This is a genomic window from Rudaea cellulosilytica DSM 22992 (assembly GCF_000378125.1).
GTDB lineage: Bacteria > Pseudomonadota > Gammaproteobacteria > Xanthomonadales > Rhodanobacteraceae > Rudaea > Rudaea cellulosilytica.
In genome coordinates this window covers 112,626-131,359 of sequence record NZ_KB899245.1, presented here as the reverse complement: position 1 = coordinate 131,359, position 18,734 = coordinate 112,626, and the positions used below count along the sequence as shown (strand labels likewise).

At 64.4% G+C, this 18,734-nt stretch carries 14 protein-coding genes and 1 tRNA gene; 10 read left to right on the top strand and 5 right to left on the bottom strand.

From position 1 onward, the window contains the following. Position 1 precedes the first annotated feature (1 nt). The 8 genes from F455_RS23155 (at position 2) to F455_RS0118695 (ending at position 7,257) form a co-directional block, all read left to right on the top strand. A complete protein-coding gene (locus tag F455_RS23155) occupies positions 2 to 742 on the top strand; it encodes a cytochrome-c oxidase (protein WP_157579090.1) in 741 nt (246 codons plus the stop codon). 93 nt (positions 743 to 835) lie between these two features. Next, positions 836 to 1,294 carry a (2Fe-2S)-binding protein gene (locus tag F455_RS0118725; RefSeq protein ID WP_018974853.1) on the top strand — a complete coding sequence of 153 codons (459 nt, stop codon included), beginning with the start codon at positions 836 to 838 and terminating at the stop codon, positions 1,292 to 1,294. A 3-nt stretch (positions 1,295 to 1,297) separates the two neighbouring features. Next, complete coding sequence (locus F455_RS0118720; RefSeq protein WP_018974852.1) at positions 1,298 to 3,451, top strand: xanthine dehydrogenase family protein molybdopterin-binding subunit; 2,154 nt, start codon at positions 1,298 to 1,300, stop codon at positions 3,449 to 3,451. Between the two features lie 135 nt (positions 3,452 to 3,586). Next, entirely contained in the window at positions 3,587 to 4,477 is an 891-nt protein-coding gene (locus F455_RS0118715; RefSeq protein ID WP_018974851.1) for a cyclase family protein, read from the top strand. Between the two features lie 97 nt (positions 4,478 to 4,574). Then, positions 4,575 to 5,399, top strand: coding sequence for an alpha/beta hydrolase (locus F455_RS0118710; protein WP_018974850.1), 825 nt, complete (start codon positions 4,575 to 4,577; stop codon positions 5,397 to 5,399). 65 nt (positions 5,400 to 5,464) lie between these two features. Then, positions 5,465 to 5,737 (top strand): acyl carrier protein, encoded by a 273-nt coding sequence (locus tag F455_RS0118705; RefSeq protein ID WP_018974849.1) that lies wholly within the window; start codon positions 5,465 to 5,467, stop codon positions 5,735 to 5,737. A 23-nt stretch (positions 5,738 to 5,760) separates the two neighbouring features. Further along, a complete protein-coding gene (locus tag F455_RS0118700) occupies positions 5,761 to 6,984 on the top strand; it encodes a beta-ketoacyl-[acyl-carrier-protein] synthase family protein (protein ID WP_026293536.1) in 1,224 nt (407 codons plus the stop codon). A 198-nt stretch (positions 6,985 to 7,182) separates the two neighbouring features. Next, a tRNA-Val gene (locus tag F455_RS0118695) sits at positions 7,183 to 7,257 on the top strand. 111 nt (positions 7,258 to 7,368) lie between these two features. On the opposite strand, the gene F455_RS0118690 is transcribed toward F455_RS0118695, so the two are convergent. Genes F455_RS0118690 through F455_RS0118675 form a run of 4 tightly spaced genes read right to left on the bottom strand, consistent with a single transcriptional unit; the run spans position 7,369 to position 9,390 of the window. Next, on the bottom strand, positions 7,369 to 7,887 hold the full coding sequence (locus F455_RS0118690; protein WP_018974847.1) for an arsenate reductase ArsC: 519 nt from the start codon (positions 7,885 to 7,887) through the stop codon (positions 7,369 to 7,371). Further along, positions 7,884 to 8,582 carry an aquaporin gene (locus F455_RS21455; RefSeq protein ID WP_018974846.1) on the bottom strand — a complete coding sequence of 233 codons (699 nt, stop codon included), beginning with the start codon at positions 8,580 to 8,582 and terminating at the stop codon, positions 7,884 to 7,886. Before F455_RS21455 ends, F455_RS0118690 begins: the two co-directional genes overlap by 4 nt. Continuing rightward, positions 8,579 to 9,034 carry an ArsI/CadI family heavy metal resistance metalloenzyme gene (locus F455_RS0118680; RefSeq protein WP_018974845.1) on the bottom strand — a complete coding sequence of 152 codons (456 nt, stop codon included), beginning with the start codon at positions 9,032 to 9,034 and terminating at the stop codon, positions 8,579 to 8,581. Before F455_RS0118680 ends, F455_RS21455 begins: the two co-directional genes overlap by 4 nt. Beyond that, entirely contained in the window at positions 9,031 to 9,390 is a 360-nt protein-coding gene (locus tag F455_RS0118675; RefSeq protein WP_018974844.1) for an ArsR/SmtB family transcription factor, read from the bottom strand. Before F455_RS0118675 ends, F455_RS0118680 begins: the two co-directional genes overlap by 4 nt. Before the next feature lie 229 nt (positions 9,391 to 9,619). Here F455_RS0118675 and F455_RS0118665 point away from each other — a divergent pair, with 229 nt between their 5' ends. Beyond that, positions 9,620 to 15,274 carry a beta strand repeat-containing protein gene (locus tag F455_RS0118665; RefSeq protein WP_020684107.1) on the top strand — a complete coding sequence of 1,885 codons (5,655 nt, stop codon included), beginning with the start codon at positions 9,620 to 9,622 and terminating at the stop codon, positions 15,272 to 15,274. Positions 15,275 to 15,363: 89 nt separating this feature from the next. On the opposite strand, the gene uvrB is transcribed toward F455_RS0118665, so the two are convergent. Continuing rightward, positions 15,364 to 17,394, bottom strand: coding sequence for an excinuclease ABC subunit UvrB (gene uvrB, locus F455_RS0118660; protein WP_018974842.1), 2,031 nt, complete (start codon positions 17,392 to 17,394; stop codon positions 15,364 to 15,366). A gap of 183 nt (positions 17,395 to 17,577) precedes the next feature. Here uvrB and F455_RS0118655 point away from each other — a divergent pair, with 183 nt between their 5' ends. After that, positions 17,578 to 18,705 carry an aromatic ring-hydroxylating oxygenase subunit alpha gene (locus tag F455_RS0118655; RefSeq protein WP_018974841.1) on the top strand — a complete coding sequence of 376 codons (1,128 nt, stop codon included), beginning with the start codon at positions 17,578 to 17,580 and terminating at the stop codon, positions 18,703 to 18,705. The last annotated feature ends 29 nt before the right edge of the window (positions 18,706 to 18,734 follow it).

Sequence of the window (18,734 nt, the reverse complement as noted above, 5' to 3'; positions counted from 1 at the left end):
AATGTCGAAACTGATACTGATTCTTTGTTTCCTTGCAGGCGCGCAAAATGTCCGCGCACAACTTTTGTATCCACCAAAAGCGACAGCACCTTCCCGCAGTTCGTCCGAACCCGTAAGGAAAGTCGACATATACGTCACTCCTTACTACGAGGCAGCGAAGTCGGCCGATGGACAGCCCACTGTCGCAGTCCATCCGCAGTTCGACACGCTTCTGCGCTCGAGCAAGCAAGAAGACATTCTGAGCGTACGCAATGCGGTTCGTGCTTCGCCCGCCACGATAACTCCAATGACGCTGATGGTTTTGGCCATCCGCCTCTACGACGTGGGTCTTCGCGATGAATCGGTATTTTGGTTTTACATCGCGAAAGATCGTTACCTTGCGCTCGCGCAAGTATTGGACGTCAATTCGCCGGAGCTCGCTGAGGTGGATGCGGCCATGCATGCGTTCTTCTCGCTTGCCGGTCCGGTATTCAACAGCTATGCATTCTGTGACATCGGCAAACAGCAGGAAGCTCTTTTCGCCGCGGTCGACTGGGTGGAGAAGAACCCGTATCAGGCGATTTTCATGCAGCAGCTCCCAGCCAAGCCGGGCAATCGCGAAGCGAATCTAAAGGCTGCGCTCGCATTGCTGCGCTCGAACGCGCAAAAGGAAAAGGATTATCTCGCCGATCCGAAGACGGTGCAGGAAATCAATTCCAAGCGAGCGCAAAATAACCTACCAGCCCAGTTCTGCTGGAAATAGCCCAGGAAACTCACTCCCGTTTCGATGGGGTCGCTTGGAAATATCGATTGCTGCTAGCATCGAATTAGGCATCGCAACCGTTCCGGAGGCAGTATGGCCACGCTCGATATCAACGGCAAAGTCGTCGATGTGGAGGCCGCGCCGGACACGCCTCTGCTTTGGGTACTGCGCGACCATCTCGGCATGACCGGCACCAAATTCGGCTGCGGCATGGCCCTATGCGGCGCGTGCACAGTCCATCTCGACGGCGTACCGACACGCTCCTGCATCACCCCGCTCGCTGCGCTCGCCGGCAAGAAGATCACGACAATTGAAGGCGTGAACGGCAAGGTTGCCGAGGCGGTGCAAGCCGCGTGGGATCACATCGACGTGCCGCAATGCGGCTATTGCCAGTCCGGCCAGGTGCTCGCGGCGACCGCGCTGCTGACGAAGAACCCGAAACCCTCCGACGCCGACATCGACACGGCGATGAGTGGCAACCTCTGCCGCTGCGGCACCTACCAGCGCATCCGCGCGGCGATCCACGACGCGGCCAAGAGCCTGGAGGCCTGAGCCATGAATGCTACCAACGTCTCGCGCCGCAGATTCCTCGAAACCTCGGCCGTGCTCGGCGGCGGCCTCGTTATCGGCCTGACGCTGCCGCTGCGCGGCGCGCTGGCCCATTCGAAGGGCTCAGCCAACACGCCTCCCGTACAAGCGAACGCCTGGGTGCGCATCGGGCCGGATGACACGATCACGCTGATCTGCCATCGCAACGAGATGGGGCAGGACGTGCACACTTCGCTCGCGTTGCTCGTCGCCGAGGAACTCGAAGTCGACGTCGACAAGGTAGAGGTCAAGCAGGCACCGGTCGATCCGGTCTATGTCAATGCCCTGCTCGGTGCGCAGATCACCGGCGGCAGTTCGAGCGTGCGCGATGCCTGGACCAAACTGCGTGAGGCCGGGGCCACGGCGCGCACGCAGCTCGTCGCCGCCGCGGCGAATGAATGGAAAGTACCCGCAGCCGATTGTACGGCGAAAGACGGCGTCGTCAGTCACGGCGACAAGCACAGGACCTACGGCGAACTCGCCGCCTCAGCGGCGAAGCTTCCTGCGCCGACAAACGTCGCGTTGAAGAAGCCCACCGAATTCACCCAGATCGGCAAGCACCAGCATCGTCTCGACACACCGGCGAAAGCGCGCGGCAAGGCGATTTTCGGCATCGATACGAAAGCGCCCGGCATGGTCTACGCCTCGCTCGAACAATGCCCCGTGATCGGCGGCAAGGTGCTCAGCGTCGACGACTCGAAGGCGAAGTCGATGCCGGGCGTGCGCGCCGTGGTCAATATCGGCGAAGGTGTTGCCGTCATCGCCGACCATTATTGGAACGCGAAAAAGGCGCGCGAAGCGCTGGCAATCACCTGGGATTACGGCCCGGGCGTCGGTCTCGACAATGCGAAGATCGAAGCGACCCTGAAGGAAGGTGCAAAACAGGATGGCTCCGTCATCCGCCAGCACGGCGATGTCGACGCGGCGCTGAAATCCGCAACGAAGAAAGTCGAGGCCGAATACCGTCTGCAACTGCTCGCGCACGCCACACTGGAGCCGATGAATTGCCTCGCTCTCGTTTCAGATACAGGCTGCGACATCTGGGCGAGCACGCAGTTTCCGCAGGGCGCGCAAGGCGTGGCCGCGGCACGCAGCGGCGTGCCGGCGGCGAAGGTGCAAATCTTTCCGCAGTTCATCGGTGGCGGCTTCGGTCGGCGCCTCGACGTCGATTTCATCGGTCAGGCCGCGGCGATCGCCAAGGCCGTGCCCGGCACACCGGTGAAATTGATCTGGACACGCGAGGACGACACGCGCAACGACTTCTATCGCCCGGCCAGCTATCACGCGCTGCGCGGCGGCATCGATGCGAAAGGCGATCTCGTCGCCTTCGACTACAAGTTCGCCTCCGCTTCGGTCACCAACCGCATGTTTCCCGGCGTGACCAAGAACGGCCTCGATCCGCTCATGACCGAGGGCGCGATCGACCTCACCTACGACATCCCGAACGAACGCCAGCGCGTCGTCATCCAGGAATTCGGCCTGCGTGTTGGCTACTGGCGCTCGGTCAGCCATGCGCTCAACGCGTTTGCGATCGAGGGCTTCGTCGACGAGCTCGCGCATGCTGCGGGCAAGGATCCGGTCGCATTCCGCGTCACCCTGCTCGGCAAGCAGCCGCGCCAGCAAGCGGTGCTCGAACGTGCGGCGAAGGCAGCCGGCTGGGGCCGGAAGCTCGGCGCAGGCAAGGCGCAGGGCATTGCCTCGATGGAAAGTTACGGCACGCATCAAGCACTCGTCGTAGATATCTCCAAGACGGCGAGCGGCGCGATCCGCATCGACAAACTCACCTATGCGATCGACCCCGGCATCGCCGTGCATCCGGACCAGGTGATCGCGCAGATCCAGGGCGGCGCGGTCTCGGGCCTGATCAATACGCTGACCGCGAAGATCACGCTCAAGGAAGGTCGTGTCGAGCAGAGCAACTTCCACAACTACCAGTTGCCGCGCATGAACCAGATGCCGAAGATCGACGTCGTGCTGATGCCGAGCGGCGACGCCCCAGGCGGCATGGGCGAAGTCGGCGTGCCGCTGGTCGCACCGGCGATCGCGAACGCCGTATTCGCCCTCACCGGCCAGCGCGTGCGTACGCTACCGCTTGCGGACGCAAAGCTAACGTTCGCCTGACCGGGCGCGATCGCGACGGGCGAAACCACGGTCTGCGTTTTGGCCGTATTTGTCCCTGCGCTGGCCAGAATTTGCCGCGGCACGCCACAGCCGCTGCGCTATGCTGCGCGGACATAGTCAATTCATGACCGGCCCATGGCTCACCGCGTCCAGTTCGACTTCGCAATCGACTTCACCAACGGTGGCGGTATCCAGGGCCAGGATTTCCGCCTCGACATCGCGGGCGACGACATCTCCGACGGCGAACTGGCGGACTACATCGTCGCCGACATGCGTCTGCTCATGGTCGGCGCAGTGCGCATCCTCGACAAGCGCATCATCGAGGAGGCGCACAAGCGCCAGCCGATCGACGCACCGCGGTTGTCGCGCTTCGTCGACCTGAGCCACACGATCGAACACGGCCTCGTCACCTACAAAGGCCTGCCCGCGCCGATCGTTTGCGACTACCTGAGTCGCGAAGCCTCGCGCGAGAAATATGCGCCGGGCACCGAATTCCAGATCGGCAGGATCGAAATGGTGACGAACACCGGCACCTACCTCGATTGCCCGTTCCACCGTTACGCGAACGGCAAGGATCTTTCCGAAATCGCAATTGCGGCGATGACCGATCTCGACGCGATCGTCGTGCGCGCGCCGCACGCGCCCACCCAGGCGATCGGGCCAGAAGCATTCCGCGACAGAGAAATCCGCGGCCGCGCCGTGCTCGTGCACACCGGCTGGGACGTGCACTGGAACACGCCGCAGTACTACGAAGGCGGCCCGTTTCTGACCGCGGAAGCGGCGCGCTACCTGCGCGACTGTGGAGTCAAACTCGTCGGCATCGACGCGCACAACATCGACGACACACGCGGCGGAGAGCGGCCCGTGCACTCGATCCTGCTCGGCGCCGAGATCCTCATCGTCGAGCATCTGTGCAACCTCGGCGCGCTGCCCGACGAGGGCGTCGCCTTCAGCGCCACGCCGCCGAAATTCAAAGGCGCCGGGACGTTCCCAGTGCGGGCGATGGCGAAGCTGCAGTCCCGATAGTTCGCCCGGATCGCCGGCGAACGCGCGCAGTTGCGCCGCGATCCGGTAAAATTCCGTAAAGCGCCTCTTAACGCCCCGGGCGCGACAATCTCCGGACATGATAAAAAACGTCGAATACCTACTGCCCGGCGGCCGCTCCGGCGTGCTGCTGATCCACGGCCTGACCGGCACCCCGACTGAAATGCGCTTTGTCGCGAAGGGCCTGCAGCGTCACGGTTTCACCGTCTACGGCATGCAGCTCGCCGGGCATTGCGGCAACGAAGCCGATCTGCTCGCGACCGGCCGCAGCGACTGGTTCCAGAGCGTGCGCGAGGCGGCCGACAAGTTCGCCGCGCAGGTCGACCACCTGTTCGTCGCCGGCCTGTCGATGGGCGCGCTGCTCGCGCTGCGTCTGGCCGCCGAGCGGCCGCAGCAGGTCGCCGGACTCGGCCTGTACGGCACGACATTCCGCTACGACGGCTGGACGATCCCTTGGTACGGCAAGCTCTCGTTCCTGCTGCCGATGGCGGTCAGCGTCGGCATCGGCCGGCATGCCAAGTTCCACGAACAGTTCCCGTACGGCATCAAGGACGAACGCATCCGCCAGCGCATCGCCGGCGCAATGCTGAGCGGGCACAGCGATGAGGCCGGCCTGGCCGGCAATCCGTGGCCCTCGCTGGCTGAGTTCTATCGCCTGTCCTGGCGCGTACGCAAGTTGCTGCCGCAGGTCGTGGCGCCAACCCTGATCATGCACGCCAAGGACGACGACGTCGCCAGCCTGGCCAACGTGCATCGTCTTGAACGTGGCCTCGGCGGCCCCTACGAGACGGTGATCCTCGACCGCAGCTATCACATGATCACGGTCGACCAGGAACGCGACGTCGTCATCGAGCGCACCGCCGCGTTCTTCAAGCACATCGCCGAAGGCAAGCCGGCCGCCTGATCGGCCGGCGTTTAGTCCGCGCGGAGCGCTTGCGTTATCATTGCCGCAACAACGGAGACCTTCTCATGAGCCAAGTCCAGGACGCCGTCTTCGGCATCATCGCCAAGGAAGCGAACATCGACGTGAGCAAGATCACGCTCGATTCGACCCTCAAGGACCTCGAAATCGCCTCGCTCGACGCCGTGCAGATCATTTTCGAGATCGAAGACCACTTCAAGATCACGATGCCCGACCGCGATCCGAATTTCGACACCGAATCGGTACGCGGCCTTGTCGAGGCGGTCGAAAAGCTCGTCGCGGAGAAACCCGCAGGCGATGCGCCCGCGGCGCAGGGCTGATCGCCGCCGCAAAGAATTCCAACGTGAGCAATCCAAGACGTGTCGCCATCACCGGCATGGGCGCAATCACCGCGCTCGGCCATTCCGCCGCCGCCACCTGGGCCGCGCTGAGCGAAGGCCGCTCGGGCATCGGCCCGATCGAGACGATCCCGACCGAGCAGTTGAACGTCAAGATCGCCGCGGAAGTGCATGGTTTCGATCCGGCAGCGCATATCGACAACAAAAAACTGCCGTTGCTCGACCGCGTCTCGCAGTTCGCGCTGATCGCCGCGCGCGAAGCGGTCGCCCAATCGGGCCTCGACTTCCGTGTCGACGGCCGCGGCGAACGCAGCGCCTGCATCATCGGCAGCGGCATCGGCGGCGAAGGCACACACAACGAGCAGTCGAAGCGCTTCTACGGCGACAAGAATCCGCGGGTGCATCCGCTCACGATCCTGCGCGTCATGGCGAATGCGCCCGCCTGTCACATCGGCATCGAATACGGATTGACTGGCCCCACGTTCGCCGTCGTCAGCGCCTGCGCCTCGGCCAACCACGCGATGAGCCAGGCCGCAGACATGATCCGCAGCGGCAAGGTCGACTTCGCCGTCACCGGCGGCACCGAGGCCTGCGTCACCGTGACCACAATGAAGGCCTGGGAGGCGATGCGCGTCACCGCCGACGACACCTGCCGGCCGTTCTGCAAGCAGCGCCGCGGCATGGTGCTCGGCGAAGGCGCGGGCATCTTCGTGTTCGAGGCATGGGAACACGCCAAGGCGCGCGGCGCGACGATCCTCGCCGAATTCGCCGGCAGCGGCATGACCGCCGACGCCGCCGACATGGTGTTTCCTTCCGAAGTCACCGTCGCGCGCGCGATGCAGAACGCGCTCGTCGATGCCGGCCTCAACCCCGAGGACATCGGCTACATCAACGCGCACGGAACGGCGACGCCCGCCAACGACCCGACCGAGAGCAAGGCGATCCGCCGCGCATTCGGCGCGCATGCCGATGCACTCGCGGTGTCGTCGACCAAATCGATGCACGGCCATGCGCTCGGCGCGGCCGGCGCGATCGAGCTCGTTGCCGCGATCGGCGCGCTGCGGCACGGCATCCTGCCGCCGACCGCCAACTTCATCGACCCCGACCCGGCCTGCGACCTCGACTACGTGCCAAACGTCGCGCGCGAGAAGGCGGTGAACGCGGTGCTGAGCAACTCGTTCGCGTTCGGCGGACTCAACTCGGTCGTCGCGTTGAAGAAGGCCGGCTAAGCGCTGCCGCGGAAACGGCGGAAAAGGTTGCCGAAGCAGGCTGCTTCCGCTATTCTTGCGCCCCCTTGAAGGCGCCATCGCCGCCTTCTGCGGTAGTGGGGAGTCGGCTCGGCGATGGAGCACTACCTTGGCGTCGATGTCGGACAGACAAGGTTTTCAGCGGTTTCCGGAAGCGGCTCCCTCCGCTCCCTACGAAGTGGGCAGTTAGCTCAGCGGTAGAGCATCACCTTGACATGGTGGGGGTCACAGGTTCGATCCCTGTACTGCCCACCACTTCGTAGCCCTCCGATATCACGCAACGACATGACAGGAACCGCGCTTTGCGCGGTTTTTTTTTGCGCCGCGAATCGAAGAAGGCGTTCAGTCGCCGCTCCGCGGTCGGTCTCAACCGGCGCCGATCGATGCTCCTTCGCTGCGGCCAATATCGGCCACCTTGTCGACAAGCATGGATGCTTCCAGCTTCGCAATCGGCAGCGCGGCGAACAGGGATATGCGGTTCTTGAGATAACGAAAAGCGGTTGCGAACGCGGCAAGCTTTTCGATGTGCGTGCCTGTTGCGGCTGCGGGGTCTTCGATGCCCCAATGTGCCCTGATCGGATGCCCCGGCCAAATCGGGCAAACTTCACCCGCCGCGTTGTCGCATACGGTGATGACGAAATCCATTTTCGGCGCGTCGGGCTGCTCGAACTCGTCCCAACTTTTCGAGCGCAACCCATCGACCGGGTAGCCCATCTTGCGCAGCGTCTCGATGGCCAAGGGGTTCACCTCTCCCTTCGGCTGGCTGCCGGCGGAGAATGCACGGAAATGCTCCGCACCGTCCCTGGCCAGGATGCTTTCGGCAAGGATGGAACGGGCCGAGTTGCCCGTGCAAAGAAAGAGAACATTGAAGATGCGATCGTTCATGGCAATGATCCCACCGTAGTGGAAATTTCGTTTTCCGCGCTCTTCGTCGCGGAATTCAGTTTCAACATCGCAATGACGAACAATGTCGCCGCCGCCTGTGCCGCGATGAAACCCGGCATATCCAGCCAGCGGATGCCGGCAAAGGTATCGGTCAAGGAACGCGCAATCGTGACGGCGGGATTGGCGAACGAAGTGGATGCCGTGAACCAATACGCCGCAGTGATGTAACAGGCCACGAATGCGGGCACCGATTTTGTATTCGCCTTGAGACCGAGCAGGATCGTCGCGAGCAACCCAAGCGTCGCGACCGCTTCGCTCGTCCATTGACCGGTTCCAGTTCGCACCTTGGCGCCGGCTTGGAGAATGGGCAGGTCGAACATGGCATGGGCAAGCCATACTCCCAGAACCGCGCCGGTGACCTGCATCGCGATGTATGCGACAAGATCGCCCTTCGACAACTCGCCGCGCCAGCAGAACAGGCAGGACACCGCCGGGTTGAAGTGGGCACCGGAAATCGGTGCAAGCGTCGAGATCAGCACGAACAGGCCAGCACCGGTCGCGAGCGAATTGGCGAGCAAGGCCACGGCTGCGTTACCCATAGCCAGACGTTCGCCCATGATGCCGGAGCCGACCACAATGGCCAGCAGCGCGGCGGTGCCGGCGAGCTCGGCGACAAGCGCAGCGCGGCGCGTCATTTGCAACAGGCTGCCGCAGGCTGCGGCTGCACTTGCGGCGTACAGCAGGCGGCGGCGTTCTTCCTCGTTCCATCGTCGTCGCCATAGATCGGTATTTCACCGAGCGAATGGAATGTTTCCCATGCCACTCCTTGCGGATCGGTGATCCAGTATTTGTCCGATTGCGCATAACAGCATTGCGCGCCCGCCTCTTCGATGAGCCCGCGGTCCGCGCGCTGAAGCTGGTCGCGCATGGCATCCAACTCATCCTTGGATTCGACCTGCATGCCGAGATGATTGACGCCAAAATTTTCCGCACGCCTGGATATCGCGAAGTTGATTCGCGGATCATCGAGCATCCACTTGGCGTAGTCGGATTTGCACACGTTCGGCGCCGCGCCGAACAATGTCGAATAGAAACCGATGCTTTGGTCGAGGTCGGAAACGGCAACGTGGACATGGAAGCGCTTCATGCGGGAATCCTCTTGCGGATCGTTTTTGTGGAAGAAGTGGATGGCGAACAGACCGGGCCGCACAATTCGGGTTGGCCGCCGCAGCAGTTCTCAGTCAGGTAGCCGATCAGATCATTCATCGTGGCGAAGTTGGCTGCGTAGCGGATGAAGCGCCCTTCCTGCTGGCTGTCGAGCAACGCGGCCCGCGTCAATTCCTTGAGATGAAAGGACAGCGTGGCCGCCGGCAGGTCGAGGGCATCGGCGATGGAGCCCACGGTCGAGCCCGCCGGCCCGGCTTCGACGAGGTAGCGAAAAATCGCCAGGCGACTTTCCTGGGCGAGTGCAGCCAGTGCGGCAATGGCCATTTCTGTTTTCATATTTCCAATAATATGGAAATATAGAATTCAGTCAAGCAATTCTTCTGAACCGCCCGGATTCCTGCGGACGAGCCTTCGACCGGTTGCATGCGCGCAGACTTGATGAATAGCTGGGTCGAAGCCTTCGTCACCGACTGACCGATCCGGGTGGCCAACCCATCGCCGAGCCGTGATCCGTTTTGCCGGGTTTCCGCGTCTTGCTACGCGATCGCAATCCCGGAAAATCGCTATGACATCCGTTAATCCAAAGCATCCACGCGTCGGCCGCGTATCGTTCGCGCCGTTTGCATCGGCGCTGGCCACCCTGCTCGCGCTCTGCACGTCGTCTGCTTTCGCCGGCTCGTGGGTCGTCACGACCGGTACGGACGGCCCGCAAAAGGCCGGCGACACCAGCGGCTGCCATGAGGTCACCGGACCCGGCAGTATCACGACGACGGGATTCTGCAGCCTGCGCGCGGCGATCGAGCTGAGCAACAACCTGAGCGGCTCGCATACGATCACGTTCAATCCGGGCATCACCGTCACGATCGTGAACGGCGCTTTGGACACGGTGATGGCCCCGATCACCATCACCGGCACCCCGATCACGCGCACGGTCCTCAACGGCAGCGGCCACGGCTGCTTCAACCTCACCGACTCGGGCACCGTCGCGCTCAATCACGGCAGCGGAGCGACCGGCTCGACGATCGCGAACATGGTCATCGGTAATTGCGGTGGCTACGGCATCTCGGCCAATGGCCATAGCTACACCTTCACCAACAACTATATCGGCGTCAGCTCGACTGGCACCGTGGCGTTCCCGAACACTCAGGACGGCATCTACCTGTCGGCCTCGGCGGTCTACGACGACAGCATTATCGGCACCCAACCTCTGCTGGACCTCTACAACAACCTGCCGGCGCAGCCGGTCGACGAAACGCAGGTCGCGACCTTCAAGTCGACCTTGCTCACCGCGCTGTCCTCGCTGAGCCCGAACCTGATCACCGGCAACGTGATCTCGGGCAACATGCAGAACGGCATCACCATCTCCAGTCGGAACCTCGCCGCGACCATCGTTTCCGGCAACTTCATCGGTACCGATCCGACCGGCAATACGGCGATCGCCAACGGCGGCAGTGGCGTGCGTTTCATCGGCGGCTCGTTCGGCAATCTGATTTCCGGCAACACGATCAGCGGCAATGCACAGCACGGCATCGAGGTCGACAGCGATGTGTTCCTGCCGAACTGGATCATGGGCAACCGCATTGGTCTGCCAACCGTGAACGGCATGCACGTCGGCAACGGGCTCAGCGGTATCTACGTCAGCACGTATCCGGCCACGAGCGGGCACGCCAATCCGAGCGGCGTCGCCCTGGTCATCGGCCCCGCCAACGTGATCGCCGATAACCAAGGCGCGAACAACAATGCGTTCCCCGATCTGCTCGGCAGCAATGGCGGCATCGTCGTCACTTCTCCAAGCCAGGGCATCAAGTTGCTCGGCAACCGCATCGGCATTCCCGAGTTCCCCGCCGGCACGCCGGTCGCGACGACCGCCTACGGCAACAAGGGCGACGGCATCATCATCACGGTCTCTGGCATCAAGATCGGCGGCAGCGGCGCCACCGACGGCAACGTGATCGCCGGCAACGCGCGCCATGGCATCGTCGTCAGCGGCAGCGCAACGAGCGCGACCAGCATCCTCGGCAACTCGATCGGCGTCGACCCGATGCTGAGCGGCAATCTCAGTATCGGCAACGGCGTCGACGGCATCCACATCGACGCGGCCAATTCGACCACGATCGGCGGCAGCGGCAGCACCGATTTCAACACCGTCGCCGGCAATGGGCGCAACGGCATCAAGATTCGCAACGGCAACTTCACCAACGGCTGGAGCAACGCTTCGCAGCGCAATCTCGTCTACCACAATGCGACCACTCAGCCGCCGCTGCAGTTCGGCCACGATGGCGTCGGCATCGATCTCGACTATGCCGAGGATGCAGCCAACTCGCTGCACGGCGAATACCTCGGCCCGAGCTACAGCTACGCCAACTTCGACCAGGCGCAGCCGGTGATCTGCGCGGGTCCGGCCGACACGGGCAAATGCAGCGGCTCGCTCGCGCCTTCGTCGAGCGGCGGCAGCACGACGCTGCAATGGACGATCGCGACCCACGGCCCGGCGCAGTTCCGCATGGACTTCTTCCGCATCGACACGGCCGACGACAATACCGCGACCGGCATGACCTTCATCGGCGAACAGTCGATCTCGAGCGACCCAAGCATCTACCCCGCCGCCAGCTACCCTGCCGACAGCGCGGCTTGCAGCGGCGGCGTTTGCACGGTGACGCTGCCGGCCAGCACCGGCGGTGGCTACATCATCATGACCGCGACCGACGTCACCCCGCTGACCAACGCGGCGGCCGTCACGGGCGATTGGAAAGACAACTTGAAGTGCTTCATCGGCGATCTCGGCGTCATCCTGTCTTCCTGCCCGGTCAACAACACCTCGGAGTTTTCCAACGTCGCCTCGGTCCCCGGCGCGGCACCGACCGTAGTCACCGTCGCCGCCAGCGCAATCACCACGACGACGGCAACGCTCAACGCCACGATCAGCGCCAACGGCGCCGACTCAGGCACCTCGTTCGAGTATGGCCCGACCGTCGCCTATGGCAGCAGCATCAACGGCTCGCCGGCCACGGTGACGGCGGCGCAAAGCAATGTCGCGGTCGTCGGCAACATCCTCAGCGGCCTCAGCTGCGGCACGACCTACCATTTCCGCGCCGAAGCGCTGAACAGCAACGGCCTGACCCTAGGCAACGACCTGACGTTCACGACGGCGCCCTGCGCGGTCTCGCTGCCGACCGCGGTGACGATCGCCGCGAGCGCGATCAGTGCAACCGGCGCCACGCTCAACGGCACGGTCAGCGCCAACGGCGCGACCACGACGGTGTCGTTCGACTACGGCACCACTGCAAGCTATGGCACCAACGTTACGGCAACACAGAGTCCGCTGAGCAGCGGCTCGATCAGCAGCCCGGTCTCGTACGTGCTGAGCGGGCTGACCTGCAACACGACCTATCACTTCCGCGTCAACGCGATCAACGACGGGGCCACGACGATCCACGGCAGCGATCTGAGCTTCACCACCGCGGTCTGCGCACCGATTGCGCCGACGGTGACGAGCGTCGCGGCGAGCGGCATCAGCGCCACCGCTGCGACGTTGAACGGCACGGTCAGCGCCAACGGTGCGATCGCCGCTGTCACGTTCGACTTCGGCACGACGACGGCCTACGGCGCGATCGGCAGTCCCGCGGCCGCGGCGCAGAGTCCGCTCAGTTCCGGCGCGAGCGGTGCGGCGGTCTCGCTCACGCTGAGCGGACTCGTCTGCAACACGACTTACCATTTCCGCGCCAACGCGAACAACGGCGTCGGCGGCACGATCAACGGCGGCGACCTGCAGTTCACTACCGGCGCCTGCGTGCAGCCGCCGCCGAACGCGATAACGAGTGCGGCGAGCGCAGTGGCTGCCACGAGCGCGACGCTCAACGGCCTGGTCAGCGCGAACGGCGCTTCGACCACGGTCACTTTCGACTATGGCCCGACCGCAGCGTACGGTGGCAGCGGCAGCCCGGGCACGGCGGCGCAGAGCCCGCTCGCGGCCGGGTCCGGCAGCAACGCGCCGGTGACCTTTGCGCTGGCCGGCCTGACTTGCGGCACGACGTACCACTTCCGCGTCAACGCGACGAACACGGGCGGTACGGTGCACGGCACCGACACCACCTTCTCGACCGCGAGCTGCGCGGCCTCCTCGCCGAGCGTGGTGACCGATCCCGCATCGGGCATCTCGACCACGTCGGCGGTGCTCAACGGCACGGTCAGCGCCAACGGCGCCGCGACCACGGTTACGTTCGACTTCGGCCTGACATCGAGCTATGGCGGCGCCGGCAGTCCGGCCACGGCGGCGCAGAGCCCGCTGAGCAGCGGCGCGTCCGGCGCGCCGGTCACCTACACGCTGGGTGGCCTGACCTGCGCCACGACCTACCACTTCCGCGCCAATGCAAACAATGGTGTCGGCGGCACGATCAACGGCACCGACCAGCAGTTCACGACCGCGGCCTGCCCCGGCACGCCGCCGACCGCCAACACCGGCAGTGCCGGTTCGATTACCACGACTGGCGCGACGCTGAACGGCACGGTCAGTGCGAACGGCGCGCAGACAACGGTAACCTTCGAGTACGGCACGACGACGTCCTACGGGTTGTCCGCCGCAGCTGCGCAGTCGCCCTTGGCGGCGGGATCGCCGGCCAACGCAGCGGTGACCGCGGCACTGAGCAGCCTAAGCTGCGGTACGCAGTACCACTTCCGCGTCGACGCTAACAACGGCACCGGAGGGACGATCCACGGTAACGATGCGACATTCACGACCAGCACCTGTCCGGTGCAGCCCCCCAGCGCGACGACTGACGCCGCGAGCGCCATCACGGCGACCTCGGCAACGCTCAACGGCACGGTCAGCGCCAACGGTACCGCGACCACGGTCAGTTTCGATTACGGCACGACCAATGCGTATGGCTCCAACGTGGTGGCCGCACAGAGCCCGCTCGCCGCGAACGCGAGCAATGCAGCCGTGTCCGCCAGCGTCAGCAGCCTGAGCTGCAACCAGCTCTACCATTTCCGCGTCAACACCGACAACGGCAGCGGCGGCCCGGTCTACGGCACCGATCAGACCTTCACCACGGCAGCTTGTGCGGCGCAGCCGCCCAGCGCGACAACCGATGCCGCGAGTGCAGTCACGGCGACGTCGGCGACGCTCAATGCCACGGTCAGCGCCAATGGCGCGGCGACCACGGTCAGCTTCGACTATGGCACGACGACCGCGTACGGCTCCAACGCAGCCGCTGCGCAAAGCCCGCTTGCCGCCAACGCCAGCAATGCGGCGGCATCCGCCGTCGTCAGCAGTCTGAGCTGCAACCAGCTCTACCATTTCCGGGTCAAGGCCGACAACGGCAACGGTGGCCCGGTCTACGGCGGCGACCTGACGTTCACGACCTCGGCATGCGCCTCACAGGCGCCGACCGCAACCAGTCTCGCGGCGACCGCGATAGGTACGACCTCGGCGACAATCAATGGCACGGTCAACGCCAACGGTGCGGCGACGACGGTGTCGTTCGCTTACGGCCCGGACGCGAGCTACGGCAGCACGATTGCAGCGACGCCCGCGTCGCTGCCCGCGAACGCCGTCGGCACGGCGGTTTCGGCCACGCTCAGCGGCCTCACCTGTGCCACGACTTATCACTTCCGCGTCGACGCGAACAACACGAACGGCAGCGGTCATGGCGGCGACCTGAGCTTGACGACGGCAGCGTGCCCGGTGACGACGTTCACCGGCCCGACCGCGACCGGCAGCGGCAGCGCGACCGCGGTGCTTTCCGGTGGCGGCCCGTCCTGCTCGCTGGTCAGTCCCGCATTCGTCGCAGCGTCCGGCTCGCTGCCGCCCGGCGTCAGCTTCCCCGACGGCCTGTTCCAGTTCCAGGCCAGCGGCTGCACGGGTAGCGTCGCCCTGACCGTGACCTTCCCGACCGCGTTCGCCGCCGGCGTGCAGTACTGGAAGTACGGCCCCACTCCGGGCCAGGCCAGCGATCATTGGTACACGCTCGGCGCGGCGAACAGCCTATCGCTGGGCGGCCACGTGGCCACGTTCACGATCGCCGACGGCGGCCTCGGCGACGACGATCTCAGCGTCAACGGCACGATCATCGATGCGGGCGGGCCGAGCCTCGCCGCAGTCGCACCGCAGTCGGCGATACCGGCACCGATGTTCGATCCTCGCAGTCTCGCCGCCTTGATCGCGCTGCTTGCGCTGTGCGGCGCAGCCGCCGTGCGCACGCAGCGCAAAGCGAGTCCGTAAAAGGGGGAGCCCTGCCCTTCTCGACTGCCCTGTGTTGAGAGGGGATTTTCCGGCCGGCGCGCAGCACGACGCTGCGCGCCGGGCGTGGATCAACTCAGCAGACCCAGCGCCTTCACGCGCTGCAACTCGTCGCGCACGCGCGCGGCTTCCTCGAACTGCAGGTCCTGGGCGAGTTTGTACATCTGCGCTTCAAGCTTCTTGAGCTTGGCCGCGAGCTGGTCGGGCGCCAGCACGGAATAGTCGACGGATTCTTCAGCCACGCGCAGTGCGCCCGATTTGGTTCGCCTGACGGCGCGTTCGGCCTCGGCATCGTGGCGCGCGCCTTCCATGATGTCGGCGATCTTCTTCACCACCGACTTCGGCGTGATGCCGTGCTCGAGGTTGTAGTCGATCTGCTTCTGCCGGCGCCGGTCGGTTTCATCGAGCGCGCGCTTCATCGAGTCGGTGATGCGGTCGGCGTAGAGAATCGCCTTGCCGCGCAGGTTGCGCGCGGCGCGGCCGATCGTCTGGATCAGCGACCGCGTCGAGCGCAGGTAGCCTTCCTTGTCCGCGTCGAGAATCGCCACGAGCGATACCTCAGGCATGTCCAGGCCTTCGCGCAACAAGTTGATGCCGACCAGCACGTCGAACTTGCCGAGGCGCAGGTCGCGCAGGATCTCGACGCGCTCGACCGTCTCGATGTCCGAGTGCAGGTAGCGCACGCGCACGCCGTGCTCTTCGAGGTAATCGGTCAGGTTTTCCGACATGCGCTTGGTCAGCGTGGTCACGAGCACGCGGTCGCCGATCTTCACGCGCGCATGGATCTCGCCGAGCAGATCGTCGACCTGGGTGCGCACCGGGCGAATCTCGACTTCCGGATCGATCAACCCGGTCGGACGCACGACGAGCTCGACCACGTTGCCCTCCGAATGGTTGACTTCGTAGTCGGCTGGGGTCGCCGACACATAGATCGTGCGCGGCTCGCGCGCGACGAATTCGTCGAACTTGAGCGGCCGGTTGTCCAGCGCCGACGGCAGGCGGAAGCCGTACTCGACCAGATTCTCCTTGCGCGAGCGATCGCCCTTGTACATCGCACCAAGCTGCGGCACGGTGACGTGCGACTCGTCGATGACGAGCAGCGAGTCCGGCGGCAGATAGTCGAACAGGGTCGGCGGCGGCTCGCCCGGCTTGCGTCCGGTGAAGTGGCGCGAGTAGTTCTCGATGCCGTTGCAGAAACCGATCTCGGCCATCATTTCGAGGTCGTACTGCGTGCGCTGCTGCAGGCGCTGCGCCTCGACGAGCTTGTTCGCCTTGTACAGTTGATCGAGGCGTTCCTTGAGCTCCGGCTTGATCGTCTCGATCGCGTCGAGCACGCGCTTGCGCGTGGTGACGTAGTGCGTGGCGGGATAAATCACGCAGCGCGGCACCTTGCGCAGAATCGCGCCAGTCAGCGGGTCGAATACCGAAATGTTCTCGACTTCGCCGTCGAACAGCTCGATGCGCATCGCATCGAATTCACTCTCGGCCGGGAACACGTCGACCACGTCGCCGCGCACGCGGAACGAACCGCGGTGCAGCTCGTAATCGCCGCGCTCGTACTGCAGTTCGGTCAAATGGCGGATCAGCTCGCGCTGGTCGACGCGTTCGCCGCGCGCGAGGATCAGACGCATCGACAGATAATCCTCGGGATCGCCGAGACCGTAGATCGCCGACACGGTCGCCACGATCAGCGAATCGGGCCGCGACAACAGCGCCTTCGTCGCCGACAGGCGCATCTGCTCGATGTGCTCGTTGATCGACGAATCCTTCTCTATGTACGTGTCGCTGGCCACGACGTAGGCCTCGGGCTGGTAATAGTCGTAGTAGCTGACGAAGTACTCGACCGCGTTGTGCGGGAAGAACTCCTTGAACTCGCCGTAGAGCTGCGCGGCCAGAGTCTTGTTCGGCGCCAGCACGATCGTGGGCTTCTGCACCTGTTGCACGACGTTCGCGATCGTGAAGGTCTTGCCCGAGCCGGTGACGCCGAGCAGGGTCTGGTGCGCGAGGCCGTCGTTGAAGCCGTTGACGAGGCGACGGATCGCTTCGGGCTGGTCGCCGGCGGGCTGGAACGGCGAGACGAGTTGGAAACGGTCGGCGGACATGCAAGCAAGGTGCGGGCGAATGTGCGATCCGCAAGTGTAAACCAGCGCGATGGCACGAGTCGCCGCGAGCGACGCCCTGCTGACACACCGCGGCAGCAGTATTGTAGGATGCGCTGATGAAGGCACCGCATCGGTCGCGAACGATGCAGTTAGCTCACGCTCATCACCACCCGGACCGCAGCCATGAAATCACGCACGTCCTTCGGCCAGCACACCCTGGGGCGCGACTATTTTGTCTCCGACGAGATCTGGCGCGCCGAGCACGAGAAGATCTTCTACCGCTCATGGATGCTCGCCGGCCACGTTTCGCAGCTCGAACAGCCCGGCAGCTATTTCCTGTTCGAACTCGGCAGCGAAAGCGTGATCGTCCTGCGAGACCAAGACGGCGAACTGCGCGCGTTCCACAATCACTGCCGCCACCGCGGCAGCAAGCTCTGCCGCGAGGCGCAGGGCACGCTCGGCAAGGCGATCCAGTGCCCTTACCACGCCTGGACGTTCGGCCTCGACGGCGCATTGCGCAACGTGCCGACGATGAGCGAGGTTCCCGGCTTCGACCCGGCCAACTATCCGTTGCACCAGGCCGCGTTGGAAAGCTGGCAAGGCTTTCTGTTCGTCAACCTGTCACCCAACCCGCAACCATTCGCCGAAGCGCTGCCCGGCCTTGCGGAACGCTTCCAGCAGTGGCGCACGCCGGAGCTGCGCGCGGCCGCGCGCAAGGTCTACGAGGTCGATGCGAACTGGAAACTGATCTTCCACAACTTCAGCGAGTGCTACCACTGCCCGCTCGCGCATCCGCACCTGAACAAGCTCACCCCGTTCCGCAATTCCGAGAACGACCTCGACGAGGGCCCGGTGCTCGGCGGACCAATGTGGATGAGCAACCGCGACGGCAGCATGACGATGGGCGGCGAGCGCTGCGCGCCCGCGCTGCCCGGCATCACCGAAGCCGAACGCGGAAAAGTATACTATTACAGCCTGTTCCCGAGCGGCTTCCTCTCGTTCCATCCGGATTACGTGATGATGCATCGCGCACTGCCGCTGGCGAAGAACCGCACGCGCGTCGTCTGCGAATGGCTGTTCCATCCCGACGCGATCGCCGCGCCGGGCTTCGATCCCGCGCCCGCGGTCGAGTTCTGGGACCTGACCAACCGCCAGGACTGGGAACTCTGCTCCAACGCGCACCTGGGCGTTACTTCTCAGGCTTGGGAACCTGGCCCGTATTCGGACCTCGAGAGCCAGCTCGCTGCATTCGACCGCCAGTACCTGCGCGCCCTCGGCGACGAGGCTGCAACGGCACGCCGCACAGGTTGAACGTTTTCATCCACTCCGCGGAGGGAAGA